Here is a 16,531-nt window from a genome sequence, read left to right as displayed (position 1 = left end):
CCATTCGATTGCGACTGAATCATGCATAATTTCGTGGCAATACGTACAAATAGGAAAACAGGAGAAGCGGTGTCTGAAGCCGGGCGCTGTACTCGCGAATAGGGGGCTCAGTGGGCTTGGATGACCTGTTGGGGCAATGGCTGTTGCCGGGCATGGCGCTGGCGGCGGTTGGAGTTTTCTTCTGTATCAAGGGATATTTGCTGCGCCGCCAGATGGCACGCGATGCGCTGACCGACGCGCTGACCGTGGGCGAGTTGCGCCGCCGCGTGCACGCGCTGGTGCTGGGCAAGCGCCAGCGTGTATATAGCGGGGCGATGTTCCTGGTCGAAGTGGTGCACCACCCCGAGCTGAGCGCCATGCTCGGCCTCGAAGACAACAAGCTGTTGCTGGTCATGATCGCGCAGCGCTTGCAGATGCAATCCGATTATTTCCAGGTGGCGCGCCATTCGTCGGACTCGTTCATGGTATGGGCGCCCGACCTGGACCCCCGCTCGGCGCGCGATGTGGCGCCGGAGGTTCTCGATGCGCTGTCGCAGCCGTACGAGCTGCGCGGCCAGCCCCTGATCGTGGGGTTCCGCCTCAGCGGGGCGCTGTATGCCCAGCACGGCGCCTGTTTCGACGAGCTCGAGCGCTCCCTGCATATCGCGATGCTGCACCTGGACGAGAGCGCCGGGGCGGCCTGGAACATGTTCGAGCCCTCCATGCTCGAACACCAGCGCCATTACCAGGGCCTGGAGCACGACTTGCGCGTGGCCCTGGTTTCCTCCTCGATGGACCAGTTCGAGGTCTGCTACCAGCCGGTCTGCGACAGCGTCACCGGCACCATCTATGGCTGCGAGGCCTTGCTGCGCTGGCATCACCCGGTCCATGGCGACGTTTCCCCGGCGCTGGTCATCGAACTGGCCGAGCGCACCGGGCTGATCGTGCCGCTGGGCGCCTGGGTGCTGGAGACGGCGTGTTCGCGCGCGATCACCTGGCCGGCCGCCTGGCGCCTGCACGTCAACGTGTCGGTGCGCCAGATGTACGCCGACGAGCTGCCCGCGCAGGTGGCGCTGGCGCTGGCCGCCAGCCGCCTGAGCGCGCAGCGGCTGGTGCTGGAGATCACCGAATCGCTGTTCATCCAGCAGTACGAGCGCCATGTGGCCACGCTCAATGGCATGCGCGCCAAGGGCGTGCGGGTGGCGCTCGATGACTTCGGCGCGGGCTATTCCAGCCTGACGCACTTGCGCCGGCTGCCGATCGACTGGGTCAAGCTGGATCGCGGCTTCGTGGCCGAGATCGAGTTCGACGCGGTCAGCCGCGAGGTGGTGTCGGCCCTGATGGGCATGTGCCGGGCCCTGGGGCTGGCGGTGGTGGCCGAAGGGGTGGAGACGCCGGCGCAGCGCGAGATTCTCAAGGCGCTGGGATGCCGGGAAATGCAGGGTTTTCTGCTGGGCAGGCCGGTTTCGGCCGAGCGGATCCGGGAATTGGGCGCGGCAGTGTCATAATCGGGGTTGACCGTAACCCCGTTTTCGCGCGAAGCCTTCTTATGTCCGGCAATACTCTGGGAACCCTTTTCTGCGTCACGAATTTTGGCGAGTCGCATGGCCCGGCCATCGGCTGTGTGGTGGATGGCTGCCCGCCCGGGCTGCCGCTGGAGGCCGCCGACATCCAGGCCGAGCTCGACCGGCGCCGCCCCGGCACCTCGCGCCACGTCACGCAGCGCCAGGAGGCCGACCAGGTCGAGATCCTGTCGGGCGTGTACGAGGGGGTCACCACGGGTACGCCCATCGGGCTGCTGATCCGCAACACCGACGCGCGCAGCAAGGACTACTCCAATATCGCCGATACGTTCCGGCCCGGCCACGCCGACTTCGCCTATTGGCGCAAATACGGTGTGCGCGACCCGCGCGGCGGTGGACGCTCGTCGGCGCGCCTGACCGCGCCCACCGTGGCCGCCGGCGCGATCGCCAAGAAGTGGCTGGCCAGCCAGTTCGGCGTGCGGGTGCGCGGGTACATGAGCCAGCTGGGCCCCATCGCCATTCCGTTCTCCAGCTGGGACGACGTGCCGGGCAACGCCTTCTACGCGCCCAATGCGGCCGTGGTGCCCGAGCTGGAAGCCTACATGGACCAGTTGCGCCGTGACGGCGACTCGGTCGGCGCGCGCATCGAGGTGGTGGCCGAAGGGCTGCCGGCGGGGTGGGGCGAGCCCATCTACGATCGCCTCGACGCCGACATCGCCCATGCCATGATGGGCCTGAACGCGGTCAAGGGCGTATCGCTGGGCGCCGGCTTCGAGAGCATCGCGCAGCGCGGCTCCGAGCACGGCGACGAGATCACCCCGGAAGGCTTCGCCAGCAATCACGCGGGCGGGGTGCTGGGCGGCATTTCGACCGGCCAGCCGATTACCGTGTCGCTGGCGATCAAGCCCACTTCCAGCATCCGGGTCGAACGGCGCTCGGTCAACCGCGCCGGCGAGCCCGTGATGGTGCAGACCCTCGGCCGCCACGATCCTTGCGTGGGCATCCGCGCCACGCCCATTGCCGAGGCGCTGCTGGCGCTGGTGCTCATCGACCATGCGTTGCGCCAGCGCGCCCAGTGCGGCCGATAGCGCGGCGCGTGTGCCTTGCCCAGGGAGGCAACCATGAAACCCGTCATCCTGACTTTCCTGCGCGCCGCCGCCGTGGCCGGCCTGGCGATGCTGGCCGGGTGCGCCGGCGTCAGCACGACGCAGTCCGGCGCGATCGGCGTGGACCGCACCCAATACATGTCGAGCCTGGTGCCCGAGCAGGCGCTGGTGCAGGAAGCCGGGCAGCAGTATGCCGAGATCGTCCAGGAGGCTCGCGCCAAGGGGTTGCTCGACCGCGATCCGGCGCAATTGTCGCGCGTGCGCGCCATCTCCCAGCGCCTGATCGCGCAGACCGGGGTGTTCCGCGCCGACGCGGCCAACTGGCCATGGGAAGTGCACGTGCTGTCGGTCGACGAGGTCAATGCCTGGTGCATGCCCGGCGGCAAGATTGCCGTCTACACGGGCCTGCTGGCCCGGATCAAGCCGACCGATGACGAACTGGCGGCGGTGCTGGGGCACGAGATCGCGCATGCGCTGCGCGAGCACGCGCGCGAGCGCGTCTCGCAGCAGATGGCCACCAGCATCGGCCTGTCGGTGCTGTCCATGGCTACCGGGTCGCCCGGTGCGTCCGACCTGGGCGGCAAACTGACCGAAGTCATGTTCACGCTGCCCAATAGCCGCACGCACGAGACCGAGGCCGATCGCATGGGCGTCGAACTGGCCGCGCGCGCCGGCTTCGATCCGCGCGCCGCCGTCACGCTGTGGCAGAAAATGGGCGCGGCCGACGGCAATGCGCCGCCGGAATTCCTGTCCACCCACCCCTCGGCCAGCACCCGCATCGGCGAATTGCAGCAGGCCTCGCAGAAGGTATTGCCGCTGTACGAGCAGGCGCGCGGCCAGGCCGCCAAATAGGCTGCGCGTTCAGGCCGGGCTGACGGGCGCGGCCAGGCGCGCGATCGTGATGTCCAGCGGCCAGGCCAGGCGCTCGACGAGGTCGGCGACCGCGTCGTGGTCGTCCAGCGCCACGCGGGGCAGCGTGTCGTGCGGCGGCGTGGCGTCGCAGGCGATGGCGCCGATGCTCGGGTCGTCCGGGAACAGCCACGGCTTGCCGTTGGCGTGGCGGTGTACTTCTATCTTGATATGCGCGTTGCGCTTGAAGCCTTCGACCAGGATGAAGTCGACCGGGCACATGCGCGCCAGCAGCTCGCCCAGCTCGGGCTCGGGTTCATCGCGCAGCTCGTGCATCAGCGCCCAGCGCGCCGACGAGGCGATCAGCACTTCGGTCGCGCCGGCTTCGCGATGGCGGAACGAGTCCTTGCCCGGCGTGTCGATATCGAAGGTATGGTGGGCGTGCTTGAGCGTGGAGACGCTGTGGCCGCGCGCCTTCAGGCACGGGATCAGGCGCGAGAGCAATTGCGTCTTGCCCGCGCCGCTCCATCCGGCAAAACCTATGATTCGTGTCATGCTGGTCGGTTTGTCAGATTACGCCGTCGAAAGGCAGCACGTCGACCGGCTCGCCGGCGGCGATGTTGCCCTGGTCATGATGCAGCACCAGCAGGCCGTTGGCCTGGCTCATGCTGCGCAGTATCCCCGAGCCCTGCGATCCGGTGACCGTCGCCTGCCAGCCGCCGCCGGGGGCCGGCGTGACGATGGCGCGCTGGTACTCGGTGCGGCCGGGCTTCTTGCGGATGGGCTGGGCGGCCACGCAGCGCAGCCAGGGCATGGCCTGCGCGGTGGCGCCGCTCATGGCCAGCAGGGCGTCGCGCACCAGGGCGTAGAAGGTCACCATGACCGCGACCGGATTGCCGGGCAGGCCGAACAGGATGGCGTCGCGGCCGTTGCTGTGGATGCGGCCGATGGCCAGGGGGCGGCCCGGGCGCATCGCGATCTTCCAGAACAGCACGTCGCCCAGCTTGGCCATCACTTTCTTGGTGTAGTCGGCTTCGCCGACGCTGACCCCGCCCGAGGTGATGACCACGTCGGCATTGGCCGCGGCCGCGCTGAACGCGGTTTCCAGCGCGTGCGGATCGTCGCGCACCACGCCCAGGTCCAGCACTTCGACGCCCAGGCGCTGCAGCATGCTCCAGATGGTGTAGCGATTGCTGTCGTAGACGCAGCCCGCGTCCAGCGGCTCGCCGATCGAGCGCAACTCGTCGCCGGTGGAGAAGAACGCCACGCGCAGGCGGCGCACGACCGGCACTTCGGCCTGGGCCAGCGAGGCCAGCAGGCCGATGTCGGCCGGACGCAGCACGCGGCCGGCCGACAGCGCGTTCTCGCCCAGCGCCAGGTCTTCGCCGGCCAGGCGGCGGTTGTCGCCGGGGCGCACGGCGCCGGCCGGCACCACGATGCCGTCGCCGTCCTGGCGCACGAATTCCTGCGGAATCACCGTGTCCAGCCCGTCGGGCATGACCGCGCCGGTCATGATGCGCACGCACTGGCCCGGCCCCACCGTGCCCTGGTAGTTGTCGCCGGCCAGCCCGCTGCCGACCACCCGCAGGGGCGTGTCGGCCCCGCCGGCCAGCTCGGCGCCCGCGAAGGCATAGCCGTCCATGGCCGAGTTGTCGTGGGCCGGGACGTTCAGGGTCGAGACGATGTCGTGCGCCAGCACGCGGCCCAGCGCCGAGCGCAGGGGCAGCCGTTCGACCGCGTCCAGGCGCGGCACCAGGCGATCGATGAATTCGCGCGCCTGCGAGATGGGCAGCGCGTCGGGGTCGTAGCCATTGACACAGGAAGCGATCTCTTCGAGGCTGGGGGCAGGGGCGTGGTTCATGATTGCAGCTGTCGTAGTTCGGCCAGCGTGTTGGCGCCGGCAAAGGCTTGGGCGTCGTCAAAGCGCACGATGGCGCAGCGGTGCTGGTTGGCCCAGATCTCGGTCTTGCGCTGGCCGCTGTGCAGGAACTCCAGCAGGCTGTCGAGCAGGTCGATGCGCATCAGGCAGAACACCGGCTGGGTGCGCAGGGCGCCATCGGCGGGCGTGGCCGCCATGGCAATCTGCGCGTCTTCGGCGCTCAGCGCGTCGGCCAGGCGGCTCACCATGTCGGTCGGGAAGTTCGGCGTGTCGCAGGGCGCGGTCACCATGTACGGCGTCTCGCAGCGTTCCAGGCCGGCGGCAAAGCCTGCCAGCGGGCCGGGAAAGTCGGGCAGCGTGTCCGGCCAGACGGGCGCGCCCATGGCCTCGTAGGCGGCCAGGTTGCGGTTGGCATTGATCATGATATCGCCAACCTGCGGCCCCAGGCGCAGCAGCGTGTGCATGGCCAGCGGCATGCCATGGAAATTCTGCAGGCCCTTGTCCGCGCCTCCCATGCGGCTTGCGCGCCCGCCCGCGAGGATCAGGCCGGTGATGTCGTTCTTGTCTATCATGAGAGTGGCTTGTATCCATCAGGCACGATGGCGGCAGTATAGACGACCCCCCCGTCGGCCGCGGCGGTGCGCGCGGAGGGGCTCTGCTAAGATCGGCTTATGGCCGCCACCGTGGCGCGCACCCCTTTGTCGAACCCTTATCGAAGGCCCAAATGGTCGCCTCTGAATCCATACTGCAAGCGCTGCAAGCCGTCATTGACCCCAATACCGGCAAGGACCTGGTCACCACGCGCGCGATCCGCAATCTCGAGGTCAACGGCGCGGACGTGACGTTCGATGTCCAGCTCGGCTATCCGGCCAAGAGCCAGATGCCCGCGCTGCGGCGCGCGCTGATCGCCGCGGCCCGCGGCGTGGCCGGCGTGGACAATGTTTCGGTCAACATGCAAAGCGTCATCGAGACGCACGCCGTGCAGCGCGGCATCGCCCTGCTGCCCAATGTGAAGAACGTGATCGCCGTTGCCTCGGGCAAGGGCGGCGTCGGCAAAAGCACCACCGCCGTCAACCTGGCCCTGGCGCTGGCCGCCGAGGGCGCGCGCGTCGGCCTGCTCGACGCCGACATCTACGGCCCCAGCCAGGCGCAGATGATGGGCATCGAGGGACGCCCGCAGAGCGAAGACGGCAAGACCATGGAGCCGCTGGAAAACTACGGCGTGCAAGTGATGTCGATCGGCTTCCTGGTCGATGCCGACGAGGCCATGATCTGGCGCGGCCCGATGGCGGTGCAGGCGCTCGAACAGCTGCTGCGCCAGACCAACTGGAAGAACCTGGACTATCTCGTCATCGACATGCCGCCGGGCACCGGCGACATCCATCTGACCCTCAGCCAGAAAGTGCCGGTGACCGGCGCGGTCATCGTGACCACGCCGCAGGACATTGCCTTGCTCGACGCCCGCAAGGGGGTGAAAATGTTCGAGAAGGTCGGCGTTCCCATCGTCGGCGTGGTCGAGAACATGGCCGTGCACGTCTGTAGCCAGTGCGGCCATGCCGAACATATCTTCGGCCAGGGCGGCGGCCAGCGGATGGCGCAGGATTACGGCCTGGCCTACCTGGGCGCCTTGCCGCTGGACATCAACATCCGCCAGCAGGCCGACGGCGGCCGGCCTTCGGTGGTGGCCGACCCGGACGGCGAAGTCGCCGGCCTGTACAAGGACGTGGCCCGCCAGGTGGCGGTGGCGGTTGCCGCCATGGGCAAGGACTACTCGTCCAAGTTCTCGTCCATTTCCATCAGCCGCGCACCCGCGGGCGGATGACGAACCATGAGCGATACCCTTCCCCTGAGCATGGAAGTCGCGGTGGTGATGCGCAAGGAGCGCATCACCGGCGAGATGAGCCGTTGGCAGGACAGCCGCTGGGTGCTGGAGGACGTGGTGCCCGACGAGCCCGGCTTTGGCCGCGCGCCGCGCATGCTCTACCACGATGAGAACCAGCAGCGCTGGCTGCATCCGGGGCTTACCGTGCGCCTGTTCAAGGACGACGCGGAAGGGTATCTGCTCAATGTTTCGGCGCCGGCGCCGTGCTGGTTCGTGCTGTGGCGCATGGAGGAGGAGCCTGGCGCGGCCAGCGAGCCGCTGGCGCGGCCCGAGATTGTCACGCTCAGCTACCACGACGCCGGACGCTGGCTCGATGCGCAGGAGACGGTGGAGCAGGTCCCCGCGCCGGCGTACATCGTCCAATGGCTGCAGGCGTTCGTGCAGGCTCATTACGTGCCGGAACCCAAGCGGCGCCGGCGGCCTGTCAGCTTCCAGCCCCTGCAGGACCGCTTCGGCAATCCGGCCTCGGTCAGCACCACCAAGAAGCGCGGCGGAGGCGAGCCATGAGCCAGGACCCGGCCAGCTTCCTGGGCCGCTGGTCGCGCCGCAAGAGCGAAGCGCGCCAGCAGGCCGAGACGGCGGTCGAGCCGGCCGCCGGCGTTGCGCAGGCGCCGCTGGCCGATGCGCCGCCTGTCGGCGCGCCGGACATCGCGGCTCGCCCCGAGGCGGCGCCCGAACGCGCCGATGCGGCTCCCGTCCAGGCACCCGGCCCGGCCGTGGATGCCGAGACCGAACTGCCGCTACCCACGCTGGACGATGTGCGGGCCCTGACCCTGGATTCGGATTTTTCCCGGTTCGTGGCGGGGGGCGTGTCGCCCGATGTCAAGAACGCGGCCTTGAAGAAGCTGTTCACCGATCCGCACTACAACGTCATGGACGGCCTGGACGTCTACATCGACGACTACACCCAACTGGAGGGCCTGCCCCAGGAAACGGTGCGCAGGATGGCCAGCGCCAAGGTGTTCAGCCTGTTCGAGGACGACGCGCCCGCGCCGGAGCAGGGCGAGCCGGCGGACGGTGCGTCCAGCGCGGGGCCACGGACGCCCGACGCCATGGCCGTGCCCGACGCCGCGCCGGCCGGGCCCGCGAGCGCGCCGGATGCGATACAGTCCGCCTTGCCGCGCGACGACGCGGCCGGGCCGGCAGGCGGCCCGCTTCCCGACGCCGAGCCGCGGCGCGATTGATACAGCCAGGAAGTCCGTTTGCCATGACTACTTTGATCTGCGATTGCAATCGCACGATGCCGCTGCAGCCCGAGGCATTGGGCCAGGCGCTCGGCGAAACGCTGACATTGCACTCCGCCCTGTGCCGGCGCGAAGCCGGCGCATTCCAGGCGGCCATCCGCGACGGCCAGGACGTGGTCGTCGCCTGTACCCAGGAAAAACGCCTGTTCGGCGAGTTGGGCGGCGCCACGCAAGGCGCGGTGTCGCCGGTGCGCTTCGTCAACATCCGCGAGACCGGCGGCTGGAGCCGCGACGCCGCCCAGGCCATGCCCAAGCTGGCCGCCTTGCTGGCGGCCGCGCACCTGCCCGAGCCCGATCCGGTTGCCACCGTGACGTACAAGAGCGGCGGCCGCCTGCTGATCATCGGCCCGCTGGACCAGGCCGAGCAGGCGGCGGCCTTGCTGGACGACGTGCTCGATGTGACCTTGTTCAGCCAGGGGCCGGGCCGCGCCGGCGGCGCCCAGGAGCGCCGCTACCCCGTGCTGAGCGGACGCATCGACAGCCTGCAGGGCTGGCTGGGCGCGTTCGAGTTGCGCTGGACCCGCGGCAACCCGATCGACCTGGACCTGTGCACGCGCTGCAACGCCTGCATTACCGCCTGCCCGGACGGCGCCATCGGCCTGGACTACCAGGTCGACACGGCACGATGCACCTCGCACCGGGCCTGCGAGCAGGCCTGTACCGTGGCGGGCGCGATCGATTTCTCGCGTTCGCCGGAAAACTTCGCCGACCAATACGACCTGGTGCTGGACCTGGGCGGCACGCCGCTGTTCACCCAGCACGCGCCGCCGCAGGGCTATTTCACCTGGGATGGCCAGGCGCCGGCGACCTTGCTGCGCCTGCGCGAGCTGGTCGGCGAATTCGAAAAGCCCAAATTCTTCGACTACCGCCAGCAGCTGTGCGCGCATAGCCGCAACGAAACCGTCGGCTGCCGCGCCTGTATCGATATCTGTTCGGCGCGCGCCATCAGCAGCGACAGCCATCACCAGCGCATCGTCGTCAATCCCAATCTGTGCGTCGGATGCGGGGCCTGTACCACCGTCTGTCCGAGCGGCGCGTTGACCTACACCTATCCGCGCGCGACCGACCAGGGGGGCAAGCTGCGCACGCTGCTGGCGACATACTCCAAGGCCGGCGGCCAGGACGCGATGCTGCTGCTGCACAGCCAGCAGGCGGGCGCGCGCCTGGTCGAGCAGCTCGGCCGCCAGGCGGCGCTCAGGCAGGCCGATGGCGTGCCGGCCAACGTCATCCCGGTGGCGCTGTGGCATACGGCCAGCGTCGGGCTGGACCTGTGGCTGTCGGCGGTGGCATTCGGCGCGCGCCATATCGCCGTGCTGACCACCGCCGAAGAGGCGCCGCAATACGTCGAGGGCCTGCGGGCGCAATTCGCGCAGGCGCAGGCCATCCTGAACGGGCTGGGTTATGCGGGCATCCACCTGAGCCTGGTGCCGGCCGACACGCCGCAGGCGCTCGACGCCGCGCTGCGGCAATTGGCGCCCGCCCAGGGGCCGGCCGTGGCGGCGCGCCATGCGGTCGTGCAGGAAAAGCGCAGCACGCTGGACCTGGCGCTGGATCACCTGGTGGCGCATGCCCCGGCGCCCGCGCCCGAGAGCATCGCGCTGCCGGCCGGCGAGCCGGGCGCGGGAGCGCCATTCGGCACCGTGGCCGTCGACAGCGACGCCTGTACCTTGTGCATGAGCTGCGTCAGCGCCTGCCCGTCCAACGCCTTGCTGGACAACCCGCAGTCGCCGCAATTGCGCATGGTCGAGAAGAACTGCGTGCAGTGCGGCCTGTGCGCCACCACCTGTCCGGAGAATGCCATCACGCTGGTACCGCGCCTGCTGCTTGCGCCGCGGCGCCGCGAGGCCGTGGTCCTGAACGAAAGCGCGCCATTCCATTGTGTGCGGTGCAACAAGGCCTTCGGTACCCAGAAGGGGGTCGAAGCCATGCTCGGCCGCCTGGGCAGCCACGCCATGTTCCAGGGCGCGGCGCTGGAACGGCTGAAAATGTGCGGCGACTGCCGTGTGATCGACCTGTATTCCGCCGAAAACGAAACCCGGATCACCGACCTATGAACGTATCCGTCACTTCCGCCGCCATCGCCGCCCCGGGCTTCGACGAAGAGGTCGCCCGCGCCGAGATCTACGGCCTGCTGGCGCAGCTGTACTATGCGCCGCCGCCGTCCGACCTGCTTGCGCAGCTGCGCGCCGCGCCCAGGCAGGCGCCCGACGAGGGAGGGTTCCTCGAGGCCTCGTGGCAGGCGCTGGTCGCCTGCGCGGCCGGGATGGGCGATGACGCGGTGCGCGCCGAATACGACGCCTTGTTCGGCGGCGTCGGCAAGCCCGATGTCTACCTGTTCGGCTCGCACTACCTGACGGGCTTCCTGAACGAAAAGCCGCTGGTGGGGCTGCGCGACGATCTGGCCGCGCTGGGCCTGCGGCGCGACGCGGCCATGTCCGAGACCGAGGACCACATTGCCTACCTGTGCGAGGTGATGCGCTACCTGATCGCCGGCGATGATGTGGCCGTGGCCAATCTGACGCAGCAGCGCCAGTTCCACGCGCGCCACCTGCAGCCCTGGGTCGCGGATTTGTGCGATGCGATCGTGGGCCACCCGGCGGCGCGCTTCTACGGGGCGCTGGCCGAATTCACGCGCGCGTTCTTCAGCGTGGAGGCCCAGGCTTTCGACATGATGGCCTGATGTTCCAGGGGCCGCGGGCCCCAGATGAAATCGGTTCGTATTCAAGCCGCTGTATGCGGGCACCGCACCATGGCGCGCGGTTGTCGGAAGCCATATGCCAGGGTACATTATGCAAAGAATTTCATATCCAGTTGTCCGGAAGGAGCCAGCCATGTCGCAACGTCAACCCAACTTGTCGCGTCGTGCGTTCTTCGCCGGCGCAGCGACGGTAGGCGCCGCCGCTGTCGGTGCGACCGTGCTTCCCGGCGCGCGGCCCGAGGCGTCCGGCGAGACGGCGGCCGCTGCCAAGCCGCCCGCGGCCGGGGGCGGCTATCGCCTGAGCGAACACGTCAAGCGTTACTACAAAACAACCCTCGTTTGATACCGGAGCCCGGCATGTTGCTGACCAAGAAAACCAGCGGAGCCGCTGCGGGCGCCTCCGAGTCGCATTTCATCCAGAGCCTGCGCCGCGGCATGGCGCAAGCGCTGCCCACCATGGACCGCCGTACCTTCCTGCGCCGCTCGGGCCTGGGCGTGGGCGCCGGCCTGGCCGCCACCCAGCTGGCGCTGGTCAAGCGCGCCGAAGCGGCCGAAGGCGATGGCAAGGTGGCCATCGGCAATACCAAGATCGAAGTCCGCCGCACGGTCTGTACGCACTGTTCGGTGGGCTGTGCCGTCGACGCGGTGGTCGAGAACGGCGTCTGGGTACGCCAGGAGCCGGTGTTCGATTCGCCCATCAACCTGGGCGCGCACTGCGCCAAGGGCGCCTCCGTGCGCGAGCACGGGCACGGCGAGCACCGCCTGCGCTATCCCATGAAGCTGGTCAACGGCAAGTACCAGCGCATCAGCTGGGATACCGCCTATGAGGAAATCACCGCCAAGCTGATGCAGTTGCGCAAGGAAAGCGGGCCCGACTCGGTCTACTGGATCGGCTCGTCCAAGCACAACAACGAGCAGTCGTACCTGTTGCGCAAGTTCGTCAGCTTCTGGGGCAGCAACAACTGCGACCACCAGGCGCGCATCTGCCACTCGACCACGGTGGCCGGCGTTGCGAATACATGGGGCTACGGCGCCATGACCAATTCGTACAACGACATGCAGAACTCCAAGGTGGCGCTGTATATCGGCTCGAACGCCGCCGAGGCCCACCCGGTCTCGATGCTGCACATGCTGCACGCCAAGGAAACGGGCTGCAAGATGATCGTGGTGGACCCGCGCTTCACCCGTACGGCGGCCAAGGCCGACCAGTACGTGCGCATCCGCTCCGGCACCGATATCCCGTTCCTGTTCGGCCTGCTGTACCACATCTTCAAGAACGGCTGGGAAGACCAGGCGTACATCGACGCGCGTGTCTACGGCATGGACGAGGTCAAGGCCGACATCCTGGCCAAGTGGTCGCCGGACAAGGTCGAGGAAGCCTGTGGCGTGGACGAGGCCACGATGTATTCGGTGGCCAAGACCATGCACGAGAACCGGCCCGGCACGCTGGTGTGGTGCATGGGCCAGACCCAGCACTCCATCGGCAACGCCATGGTGCGCGCTTCCTGCATCGTGCAGCTCGCGCTGGGCAACGTCGGCAAGTCCGGCGGCGGCGCCAACATTTTCCGCGGCCACGACAACGTGCAGGGCGCCACCGACGTGGGCCCCAACCCCGATTCGCTGCCGGGCTACTACGGCCTGGCCGAAGGCTCGTGGAAGCACTTCGCCAACACCTGGGGCGTGGACTACGAGTGGATCAAGGGCCGCTACGCGTCGCCGGCCATGATGACCAAGCCGGGCATCACCGTGTCGCGCTGGATCGACGGCGTGCTCGAGAATCCCGACCTGATCGACCAGGACACCAACCTGCGCGCCGTGTTCTATTGGGGGCACGCGCCCAACTCGCAGACGCGCGGGCTGGAAATGAAGCGGGCCATGGACAAGCTGGACCTGCTGGTGGTGGTCGACCCGTATCCGTCGGCGACCGCGGCGATGGCCGCCATGCCCGGCAAGGCCGAAGACCTCAACCCCAACCGGGCGGTCTACCTGTTGCCGGCCGCGACGCAGTTCGAGACCAACGGCAGCTGCACCGCTTCCAACCGCTCGCTGCAATGGCGCGAGAAGGTCATCGATCCGCTGTGGGAAAGCCGCACCGACCACATGATCATGCATCAGCTTGCCGAGAAGCTGGGCTTCGGCAAGGAGCTCAGCAAGAACTACAAGATGCAGAAGGTCAAGGGCATGGACGAGCCCGTGGTCGAGGACATCCTGCGCGAGATCAACGCCTCGGTCTGGACCATCGGCTACACGGGCCAGAGCCCCGAGCGCCTGAAGGCCCACATGCGCAACATGCATGTGTTCGACGTCAAGACGCTGCGCGCCAAGGGCGGCAAGGACGCCGAGACCGGCTACGACCTGACCGGCGACTACTTCGGCCTGCCGTGGCCATGCTGGGGCAATCCCAGCCTCAAGCATCCGGGCACCGCCAACCTGTACGACACCAGCCTGCACGTGATGGACGGCGGCGGCAACTTCCGCGCCAACTTCGGCGTCGAGCGCAATGGCGTCAACCTGCTGGCGGCCGACGGCTCTCACTCCAAGGGCGCCGACCTGACCACCGGATATCCCGAGTTCGACCACGTGCTGCTCAAGAAGCTGGGCTGGTGGGATGACCTGACGCCGGAAGAGCAGAAGGCCGCCGAAGGCAAGAACTGGAAGACCGACCCGTCGGGCGGCATCATCCGCGTGACCATGAAGGTGCACGGATGCCATCCGTTCGGCAACGCGCGGGCGCGCGCCGTGGTGTGGAACTTCCCCGACGCCATTCCGCAGCACCGCGAGCCGATCTACGGCACGCGCCCGGACCTGGTCGCCAAGTACCCCACGCACAACGACCTCAAGACGTTCTGGCGCCTGCCCACGCTGTACACCTCCCTGCAGCAGAAGAACGTCGCCGAGAAACTGTACGAGAAGTTCCCGATCATCCTGACCTCGGGCCGCCTGGTCGAGTACGAGGGCGGGGGCGAGGAAACCCGCTCCAACCCCTGGCTGGCCGAACTGCAGCAGGAGAGCTTCGTCGAGATCAACCCCAAGGCGGCGGCCGATCGCGGCATCCGCAACGGCGACCGGGTGTGGGTGCTGACGCCGACCGGCGCGCGCCTGAACGTGCAGGCGCTGGTGACCGAGCGGGTCGGCCCCGATACGGCATTCATGCCGTTCCACTTCTCGGGGCACTGGCAAGGCGTGGACTTGCTGGCCAGCTATCCGGAAGGCGCGGCGCCCATCGTGCGCGGCGAAGCGGTCAACACGGCTACCACGTACGGCTACGACTCCGTGACGATGATGCAGGAAACCAAGACCACGATCTGCAACATAGAAAAGGCCTGAGGAGATTGCCATGGCTCGAATGAAGTTTGTCTGTGATGCAGAGCGCTGTATCGAGTGCAACAGCTGCGTGACGGCGTGCAAGAACGAGCACGAAGTCCCGTGGGGCGTGAACCGCCGCCGCGTGGTGACGCTCAACGACGGCGTGCCCGGCGAGAAGTCCATTTCGGTGGCCTGCATGCACTGCAGCGACGCGCCCTGCATGGCGGTGTGTCCGGTCAACTGCTTCTACCGCACCGACGAAGGCGTGGTGCTGCACAACAAGGACACCTGTATCGGCTGCGGCTACTGTTCGTACGCCTGTCCGTTCGGCGCGCCGCAGTTCCCCTCCGAAGGGGCCTTCGGCGTGCGCGGCAAGATGGACAAGTGCACGTTCTGCGCCGGCGGGCCGGAAGAACACGGCAGCGCCGAGGAATTCGAAAAGTATGGCCGCAACCGGCTGGCCGAGGGCAAGCTGCCGGCCTGCGCCGAAATGTGCTCGACCAAGGCGCTGCTGGCCGGCGACGGCGACGTGGTGGCCGACATCTTCCGCACCCGCGTGATCCATCGCGGCAAGGGCGCGGAGGTCTGGGGCTGGGGCACCGCCTATGGCTCCAAGCAGGCCGGGCAGCCGCCGGCCGCCGACACCAAGGCCAAGCCATGAAGACGAATCCGCGCCTTCTCCTGATCGCAGCGGCCGCCGCGTTCGGCCTGGCCGCCTGCACCGAAAAACCGCAGGAACTGCACTCCGGCGTCGTGGGCAAGCCTGCCTATGACGGCACGGGCAGCAATTTCGTCGCTCCGGGCTGGAAGCAGGGCGACAAGAACAGTTGGCAGCAAGAGTTGAAAGTTCGCGCCCAGCGGGGTCAGAACGAGTACACCCGGGTCAACTGAGCGGAGGTCGCCATGATACGGTCACTGTTCGCGGCGCTGCTGGCAAGCGCCCTGCTGGCGACGGCGGGGGCGCAGACTGCCGCGCCGTCCGCCGGCGCGCCCGCCATGGGCGGCATCCAGAGCGCCAATATCTTCGAGGTCAAGCCCGACGCCAGCGAGCAGCCGGGCTATGCCGAGCAGACCAACGCCGAACGCGCCAAGGTGCAGCCAGGCAATAACGCGCCGATGTGGCGGCAGGTGAACTCGGGCCAGCCCGGCTACAGCAGCCTGCCGGCCAGCGAGGCGCCCGAGGCCGGCGTGCTGATCCAGCGTTTCGTCCAGTATCCCGGCTCGCAATACACCACGGCCGGCGAGGCCTGGCGCCAGGTGCGCAACAACTGGCTCATCCCGTACGGCGGCGGCCTGCTGCTGATCGTGCTGGTGGCGATCGCGCTGTTCTTCCTGGCCAAGGGGCCGATGAAGCTGCGCGAGGCCGAGACCGGCCGCCGCATCGAGCGCTTCACGTACTTCGAGCGCGCCGCGCACTGGGTCAACGCCACGGCCTTCGTCGTCCTGGCGCTGACAGGCATCGTCATCGCGTTCGGCAAGTTCTTCCTGCTGCCCATCATGGGCAGCGCGGCGTTCGGCTGGATGACATGGCTGTTCAAGACCGCGCACAACTTCGTGGGCCCCGTGTTCGCGGTGTCGCTGCTGGTGGTCATCCTGACCTTCATCAAGGACAACCTGCCGCGCCGCGACGACATGATCTGGCTGCGCAAGGGCGGCGGCCTCATCACCGGCGCCCACGTGCCGTCGCACCGCTTCAATGCCGGCGAGAAGATCATGTTCTGGGTCGGCATGCTGTTCCTGGGCGTGCTGGCGGTGGCCTCGGGCCTGTTCCTGGACCAGGTGTTCCCTGGCCTGTCGTACGTGCGCGGCAACATGCAGATCGCCCACATGGTGCATGCGGTGTCGGTCATCCTGATGATGTGCATGATCATGGGACACATCTACCTGGGCACCATCGGCATGCGCGGCGCCTTCAAGGCCATGAAGACCGGCTATGTCGATGAAACGTGGGCGCGCGAGCACCACGAGCTGTGGTACGACGATATCAAGGCGGGCAAGATTCCCGCCCAGCGCACGACCGACAAATCGGCCAAGCGGCCAACCCGCCCGGCGGGCGCCTGACCGT

The 16,531-nt window shown here is 68.1% G+C and carries 16 protein-coding genes; 13 read left to right on the top strand and 3 right to left on the bottom strand.

Annotation, left to right across the window (positions count from 1 at the left end):
- The first annotated feature begins 110 nt into the window (after positions 1–110).
- Genes CAL11_RS13795 through CAL11_RS13785 form a run of 3 tightly spaced genes read left to right on the top strand, consistent with a single transcriptional unit; the run spans position 111 to position 3,460 of the window.
- A complete protein-coding gene (locus CAL11_RS13795; RefSeq protein WP_086093258.1) occupies positions 111–1,487 on the top strand; it encodes a putative bifunctional diguanylate cyclase/phosphodiesterase in 1,377 nt (458 codons plus the stop codon).
- A 41-nt stretch (positions 1,488–1,528) separates the two neighbouring features.
- Positions 1,529–2,590, top strand: a complete 1,062-nt coding sequence (aroC, locus tag CAL11_RS13790) for a chorismate synthase (protein WP_086093257.1) — start codon at positions 1,529–1,531, stop codon at positions 2,588–2,590.
- Positions 2,591–2,623: 33 nt separating this feature from the next.
- Positions 2,624–3,460, top strand: coding sequence for a M48 family metallopeptidase (locus CAL11_RS13785; RefSeq protein ID WP_086093256.1), 837 nt, complete (start codon positions 2,624–2,626; stop codon positions 3,458–3,460).
- Positions 3,461–3,469: 9 nt separating this feature from the next.
- Here CAL11_RS13785 and mobB read toward each other — a convergent pair whose 3' ends face one another.
- The 3 genes from mobB to mobA are packed head-to-tail and all read right to left on the bottom strand — an operon-like array spanning position 3,470 to position 5,908.
- Positions 3,470–4,012 carry a molybdopterin-guanine dinucleotide biosynthesis protein B gene (mobB, locus tag CAL11_RS13780; RefSeq protein WP_086093255.1) on the bottom strand — a complete coding sequence of 181 codons (543 nt, stop codon included), beginning with the start codon at positions 4,010–4,012 and terminating at the stop codon, positions 3,470–3,472.
- Between the two features lie 13 nt (positions 4,013–4,025).
- Positions 4,026–5,318: a molybdopterin molybdotransferase MoeA gene (gene moeA, locus CAL11_RS13775; protein ID WP_033463803.1), complete on the bottom strand. Its 1,293-nt coding sequence runs from the start codon at positions 5,316–5,318 to the stop codon at positions 4,026–4,028.
- The gene (mobA, locus tag CAL11_RS13770) at positions 5,315–5,908 is read right to left on the bottom strand and encodes a molybdenum cofactor guanylyltransferase MobA (protein WP_167382498.1); all 594 of its coding nucleotides are present in this window, start codon (positions 5,906–5,908) and stop codon (positions 5,315–5,317) included. The genes moeA and mobA overlap by 4 nt, the downstream gene beginning before the upstream one ends.
- Before the next feature lie 152 nt (positions 5,909–6,060).
- On the opposite strand from mobA, the gene apbC reads away from it, so the two are divergent.
- The 10 genes from apbC (at position 6,061) to CAL11_RS13720 (ending at position 16,527) form a co-directional block, all read left to right on the top strand.
- Positions 6,061–7,158, top strand: coding sequence for an iron-sulfur cluster carrier protein ApbC (apbC, locus tag CAL11_RS13765; RefSeq protein ID WP_086093253.1), 1,098 nt, complete (start codon positions 6,061–6,063; stop codon positions 7,156–7,158).
- A gap of 6 nt (positions 7,159–7,164) precedes the next feature.
- The gene (locus tag CAL11_RS13760) at positions 7,165–7,725 is read left to right on the top strand and encodes a DUF3305 domain-containing protein (RefSeq protein ID WP_033463811.1); all 561 of its coding nucleotides are present in this window, start codon (positions 7,165–7,167) and stop codon (positions 7,723–7,725) included.
- Positions 7,722–8,402: a DUF3306 domain-containing protein gene (locus CAL11_RS13755; RefSeq protein WP_086093252.1), complete on the top strand. Its 681-nt coding sequence runs from the start codon at positions 7,722–7,724 to the stop codon at positions 8,400–8,402. Before CAL11_RS13760 ends, CAL11_RS13755 begins: the two co-directional genes overlap by 4 nt.
- 23 nt (positions 8,403–8,425) lie before the next feature.
- Positions 8,426–10,516, top strand: a complete 2,091-nt coding sequence (locus CAL11_RS13750; protein WP_176462808.1) for a 4Fe-4S dicluster domain-containing protein — start codon at positions 8,426–8,428, stop codon at positions 10,514–10,516.
- Complete coding sequence (locus tag CAL11_RS13745; protein ID WP_033463817.1) at positions 10,513–11,142, top strand: TorD/DmsD family molecular chaperone; 630 nt, start codon at positions 10,513–10,515, stop codon at positions 11,140–11,142. The genes CAL11_RS13750 and CAL11_RS13745 overlap by 4 nt, the downstream gene beginning before the upstream one ends.
- Before the next feature lie 151 nt (positions 11,143–11,293).
- Positions 11,294–11,503 carry a formate dehydrogenase gene (locus CAL11_RS13740; RefSeq protein WP_086093251.1) on the top strand — a complete coding sequence of 70 codons (210 nt, stop codon included), beginning with the start codon at positions 11,294–11,296 and terminating at the stop codon, positions 11,501–11,503.
- A 14-nt stretch (positions 11,504–11,517) separates the two neighbouring features.
- Positions 11,518–14,487: a formate dehydrogenase subunit alpha gene (locus CAL11_RS13735; RefSeq protein ID WP_033463819.1), complete on the top strand. Its 2,970-nt coding sequence runs from the start codon at positions 11,518–11,520 to the stop codon at positions 14,485–14,487.
- A 10-nt stretch (positions 14,488–14,497) separates the two neighbouring features.
- On the top strand, positions 14,498–15,127 hold the full coding sequence (gene fdh3B / locus CAL11_RS13730; RefSeq protein WP_033463822.1) for a formate dehydrogenase FDH3 subunit beta: 630 nt from the start codon (positions 14,498–14,500) through the stop codon (positions 15,125–15,127).
- Positions 15,124–15,357 (top strand): hypothetical protein, encoded by a 234-nt coding sequence (locus CAL11_RS13725; protein WP_033463824.1) that lies wholly within the window; start codon positions 15,124–15,126, stop codon positions 15,355–15,357. The genes fdh3B and CAL11_RS13725 overlap by 4 nt, the downstream gene beginning before the upstream one ends.
- Before the next feature lie 12 nt (positions 15,358–15,369).
- The gene (locus CAL11_RS13720) at positions 15,370–16,527 is read left to right on the top strand and encodes a formate dehydrogenase subunit gamma (RefSeq protein ID WP_033463827.1); all 1,158 of its coding nucleotides are present in this window, start codon (positions 15,370–15,372) and stop codon (positions 16,525–16,527) included.
- Positions 16,528–16,531: the final 4 nt, after the last annotated feature.

Origin of the sequence: Bordetella genomosp. 6 (assembly GCF_002119705.1) — a bacterium.
Lineage (GTDB): Bacteria > Pseudomonadota > Gammaproteobacteria > Burkholderiales > Burkholderiaceae_B > Bordetella > Bordetella bronchiseptica_F.
This window is presented reverse-complemented; position numbering and strand designations above follow the sequence as displayed.

What these genes read in the sequence shown, in the direction of transcription:
- CAL11_RS13785 (WP_086093256.1), top strand. Translation starts at nt 2,624, where the DNA reads ATGAAACCCGTCATCCTGACTTTCCTGCGCGCCGCCGCCGTGGCCGGC.
- CAL11_RS13735 (WP_033463819.1), top strand. Translation starts at nt 11,518, where the DNA reads ATGTTGCTGACCAAGAAAACCAGCGGAGCCGCTGCGGGCGCCTCCGAG.
- mobA (WP_167382498.1), bottom strand. Translation starts at nt 5,908, where the DNA reads ATGATAGACAAGAACGACATCACCGGCCTGATCCTCGCGGGCGGGCGC.
- mobB (WP_086093255.1), bottom strand. Translation starts at nt 4,012, where the DNA reads ATGACACGAATCATAGGTTTTGCCGGATGGAGCGGCGCGGGCAAGACG.
- fdh3B (WP_033463822.1), top strand. Translation starts at nt 14,498, where the DNA reads ATGGCTCGAATGAAGTTTGTCTGTGATGCAGAGCGCTGTATCGAGTGC.
- CAL11_RS13740 (WP_086093251.1), top strand. Translation starts at nt 11,294, where the DNA reads ATGTCGCAACGTCAACCCAACTTGTCGCGTCGTGCGTTCTTCGCCGGC.
- CAL11_RS13745 (WP_033463817.1), top strand. Translation starts at nt 10,513, where the DNA reads ATGAACGTATCCGTCACTTCCGCCGCCATCGCCGCCCCGGGCTTCGAC.
- moeA (WP_033463803.1), bottom strand. Translation starts at nt 5,318, where the DNA reads ATGAACCACGCCCCTGCCCCCAGCCTCGAAGAGATCGCTTCCTGTGTC.
- CAL11_RS13760 (WP_033463811.1), top strand. Translation starts at nt 7,165, where the DNA reads ATGAGCGATACCCTTCCCCTGAGCATGGAAGTCGCGGTGGTGATGCGC.
- CAL11_RS13755 (WP_086093252.1), top strand. Translation starts at nt 7,722, where the DNA reads ATGAGCCAGGACCCGGCCAGCTTCCTGGGCCGCTGGTCGCGCCGCAAG.
- CAL11_RS13720 (WP_033463827.1), top strand. Translation starts at nt 15,370, where the DNA reads ATGATACGGTCACTGTTCGCGGCGCTGCTGGCAAGCGCCCTGCTGGCG.
- CAL11_RS13725 (WP_033463824.1), top strand. Translation starts at nt 15,124, where the DNA reads ATGAAGACGAATCCGCGCCTTCTCCTGATCGCAGCGGCCGCCGCGTTC.
- apbC (WP_086093253.1), top strand. Translation starts at nt 6,061, where the DNA reads ATGGTCGCCTCTGAATCCATACTGCAAGCGCTGCAAGCCGTCATTGAC.
- aroC (WP_086093257.1), top strand. Translation starts at nt 1,529, where the DNA reads ATGTCCGGCAATACTCTGGGAACCCTTTTCTGCGTCACGAATTTTGGC.
- CAL11_RS13750 (WP_176462808.1), top strand. Translation starts at nt 8,426, where the DNA reads ATGACTACTTTGATCTGCGATTGCAATCGCACGATGCCGCTGCAGCCC.